Below are 3405 nucleotides of genomic sequence, written 5' to 3' on the forward strand. Positions count from 1 at the left end.
CCGCGCGGCGCGCCGGGACGCACGCCGCGGCTAAGGCACGATGATGTCGCTCAGCACGTGGATGATGCCGTTCGAGGCCTCGATGTCCTGGCGCACCAGATGTGCCGAGCGCAGCCCGACGGTGGCGGTGCCGATGCCCTGCGCGCGACCGCCCGAGGCCTCCACCGTGATGCGCTCCGCATTGCTCGGGTCCACCGTCAGGCGGGAGCCGTTGCGCGTGGTGAATTCACGCTTCTGGCCGCCGAGCGAGGCGATGCTGTGCTTGCCGTCCACGATCAGGTTGTTCACCAGCGCCTGGGTGCGGGTCAGCTCGCTGCCGGACATCAGCTGCTGCCGCGCGAAGACCGGCAAGCTGTCCCAGCCGGAACCGGTGAAGACGAAGACCGTGTAGGGGCCGGGGCCAGCCAGCGTCTGGCCGATGCCGCCGCGATTGGCGACCTCGATGAAGCGGCCGAAGCTGCTGTCGGAGGCGAGCACTTCCATGATGTTGCGGGCCGGCTGGCTCTGCACCTGCGGCGTGCCGCCGCCGCAGGCGGCGAGCGTCGTCAGCGCGCCGAGGGAAAGACAGGCGCGGCGCGTGACCGCGTAGCCGAGGATCATCTCGATTCCTTTTCTCTGCCGTGATGGCGGCGTGAGCCTAGCTGCAACCGTCTCGGTTCCGGAGGCTGCAGCGACGTCCTCGTCACTCTCTTCCGCAGCGTTGCCGCCACGCATCACCGCCGCTGCGCCGCGTAGCGCGCCCGCGTCGCGGCATCCGGCGGGTAGAGACCTTCGAGAGAGGCGCCCGCTTCGATCTCCGCCTCCACCCAGGCCTCGAAGTCGCGCTTCGCTGCGGCTTCCTCGGCGACCTCCTCGGCGATGCCGCGCGGGATGCACACCACGCCGCAGGCATCGCCGACCATCACGTCGTCGGGGAAGACCGCGACGGCGCCGAGCCCGACCGGCAGCCCGCCATCCACGACCATCACCGCCGCGCCGGACGGCACCGGCGCCGAGCCTCCGGCATGGAAGACCGGCAACGGGATGGCCGCGACGGCGGGCAGGTCGGCGACGCCCGTGTCCACCACCACGCCCGCGACGCCGCGCCGCGCCAGCGCACCGGCGATGATGTCGCCCAGCACCGAGACATGCGCCGCGCCGCCGGTGGCGCAGACCAGCACGGCGCCTTCCGGCGCGGCGGCGAAGAAGGCGCGGTGCAAGTTCGGCGCCTCGCCGCGGGCCACGGTGTCGCGCATGTCCTCGCGCACCGGGATGGCGCGGATGGTCCAGGCGGGGCCGACCATGCGCGGCGCGTCCGGGTTGGCGGGCATCACGCCGTGCAGGAAGCGGCTGCGCAGCCCGCGCGCATAGAGCACGGCGGAGAGCGTCGGCACCGGCAGCGCGGCGAGTTTCGCGCGGAGCGCCTCGGGCAGGGGTGTCATTGCCGGCGTGTCTCCTTCCCGCCAAGCTGCGCAGGCGTGTCGGGAGAGGGTGTCACATGGATCAGGCCGCGCGGAAGCCGTTCATCGAGCAGAACGTCGTCTGGCTGTACACCGACGACCTCGATCGGCTCTCGAGTTTCTATCGCGACGTGCTGGAGCTGCCGCAGGTGCTGGACCAGGGCGTGTGCCGCGTGTTCCGGGTGAGCCCGACGGGCTTCCTCGGCGTCTGCAACAAGGAAGGCCGGCCGCGCGGCACCAAGGGGATGATGTTCACCTTCCTCGTCGAGGACGTCGAGCAGGCCTATGCCTATTTCAAGGCGAAGGGCGTGGCGTTCGACGGGCCGCCGAACATGCTGGGCGGGCGCACCGTGTATTCCTGCTTCTTCAAGGATCCCGAGGGCTACTGGCTGGAGATGCAGGAGTTCAACGATCCGCGCTGGCCGTATCCGCAAGGACGAGGTCCGCGGCGGGCCTGATCAGGCGGCCCGCATTGCGGGCCGAGGCCCCCCCCCCCGCCCCCCCCCCCCCCCACCCCCGCTGCGACGCGCACCAGCATCGCCGCGCCGACCGTCGCGATGTCCTGGTCATGCCGCTTGCTGATTTTTTCGGACGTGAACAGCGCGTCCGGCGCCGGGCGCGGGATGAACACGCGCAGGATCACCTCATCCGCCGCCAGCGCGTTGGTGCGATAGCCGGTGAGGAACTCCGCCACCGGCATCTCCCGCTCGCCGCGCAGCGAGGCCAGTGTCACCGTCGCCCCCAGCGCCACCAGCGGCGGCAGCGCATCCCCGATCGGCGAGGCCGTGCCGAGATTGCCGCCCAGCGTGCCGAGCCCGCGGATCTGCCGCGATCCCAGCCGCGCCAGCAGCGCCGCCAGCGGCCCGAACCCCGCCTCCGCCCGGCAGAGATCGAGCAGCCGCGCATAGGACACCGCCGCGCCAAGCCTCAGCCCCTCCGCCGAAGCCTCCACCGCGTGCAGGTCGGGCACGTTCAGCAGGCAGATCACCACCGCCGGCACTTCCCGGTGGTCCGAGACGCGCAGCCCGAGATCGGTGCCGCCCGCCAGCAGCCAGGCCCCGGGATGCGCCGCGCGCAGCGCCAGCAACTCGGGCAGCGTCGCCGGCGCCCAGAACACCTGCCCCGGCGCCTCGAACCGCGCGGAGGCCGGCGGGACAATCGGGAACGCGGCGCCGCCATCGTCCACGACGCCCGAAAAAACCTCGACGATCGGGCGGTAGCCGGTGCAACGACAAAGATTACCGGCCAGCGCCTCATGCACCTCCCCGCCGATGCGGGCATGCGCCCAGGCCGACATCACGATCCCCGGCGTGCAGAAGCCGCACTGCGTGCCGTCGCTTTCCGCCATCGCGACCTGGATCGGGTGCGGCGCGCCATCCGGCCCGCGCAGCCCTTCCACGGTGCGCACCGCCCGGCCATGCACCTGGCCGAGCAGCGTCAGGCAGGCATTGATGGGCGTGCGCGTGCCGTCAGCCCCCTCCAGCACCACGGTGCAGGCGCCGCAATCGCCCTCCGCGCAGCCCTCCTTGGTCCCGGTCAGGCTGGCGGCACCGCGCAGCCAGTCCAGCAGCGAGGTGGTGGGCGAGGTCCCGGCCGGCAGCGTCTGCATGCGGCCGTTCAGCGTGAAGGCGATGGGCGTGGCGGTCATGACGCGGAGTTAAGCAAACCCCGCGCCGCGGTCGAGGGGGCGGGATCGCCGGCGACATGTTGCAGCCGGCCGGATCCGTTCCGTTGCACCGGGCCCGGTCGCGCGCAATCATCTTCCGGTTGAAGCCACTTCAAGGACCGCGCCGTGTCCATGCCCCTCATCCTGCCTGCCCTTGGCCTCGCGCTGATCTGCGCCGCCTGCGCGACCGAGCCGGTGGCCTTCGTCGCGCCGCCGCATGAGGCGGCCGCCGCGAAGGCGGCCCAAGCGGTGGGCCTCGGGCCCCGCCGCCAGGCCGGCCGCGGCCGCCGGGGCCGGACC

At 72.4% G+C, this 3405-nt stretch carries 4 protein-coding genes; 1 reads left to right on the forward strand and 3 read right to left on the reverse strand.

The window, feature by feature from the left end:
* Positions 1 to 30: 30 nt before the first annotated feature.
* Together AC1MIR_RS02325 and AC1MIR_RS02330 are read right to left on the reverse strand one after the other, a co-directional pair.
* The gene (locus AC1MIR_RS02325; protein WP_480026573.1) at positions 31 to 600 is read right to left on the reverse strand and encodes a fasciclin domain-containing protein; all 570 of its coding nucleotides are present in this window, start codon (positions 598 to 600) and stop codon (positions 31 to 33) included.
* A gap of 113 nt (positions 601 to 713) precedes the next feature.
* On the reverse strand, positions 714 to 1421 hold the full coding sequence (locus tag AC1MIR_RS02330; protein ID WP_480026574.1) for an RraA family protein: 708 nt from the start codon (positions 1419 to 1421) through the stop codon (positions 714 to 716).
* A gap of 56 nt (positions 1422 to 1477) precedes the next feature.
* On the opposite strand from AC1MIR_RS02330, the gene AC1MIR_RS02335 reads away from it, so the two are divergent.
* A complete protein-coding gene (locus AC1MIR_RS02335; RefSeq protein WP_480026575.1) occupies positions 1478 to 1897 on the forward strand; it encodes a VOC family protein in 420 nt (139 codons plus the stop codon).
* Here the strand turns inward: AC1MIR_RS02335 and AC1MIR_RS02340 are convergent.
* Positions 1822 to 3087, reverse strand: a complete 1266-nt coding sequence (locus AC1MIR_RS02340; RefSeq protein WP_480026576.1) for an FAD binding domain-containing protein — start codon at positions 3085 to 3087, stop codon at positions 1822 to 1824. The genes AC1MIR_RS02335 and AC1MIR_RS02340 overlap by 76 nt on opposite strands.
* Positions 3088 to 3405 lie beyond the last annotated feature (318 nt).

It is taken from the genome of Falsiroseomonas sp. RANM36, from assembly GCF_056682175.1.

Excerpts from the sequence above, each read along its gene's own strand:
- AC1MIR_RS02340 (WP_480026576.1), bottom strand. The coding sequence starts at position 3,087 with ATGACCGCCACGCCCATCGCCTTCACGCTGAACGGCCGCATGCAGACG.
- AC1MIR_RS02325 (WP_480026573.1), bottom strand. The coding sequence starts at position 600 with ATGATCCTCGGCTACGCGGTCACGCGCCGCGCCTGTCTTTCCCTCGGC.
- AC1MIR_RS02335 (WP_480026575.1), top strand. The coding sequence starts at position 1,478 with ATGGATCAGGCCGCGCGGAAGCCGTTCATCGAGCAGAACGTCGTCTGG.
- AC1MIR_RS02330 (WP_480026574.1), bottom strand. The coding sequence starts at position 1,421 with ATGACACCCCTGCCCGAGGCGCTCCGCGCGAAACTCGCCGCGCTGCCG.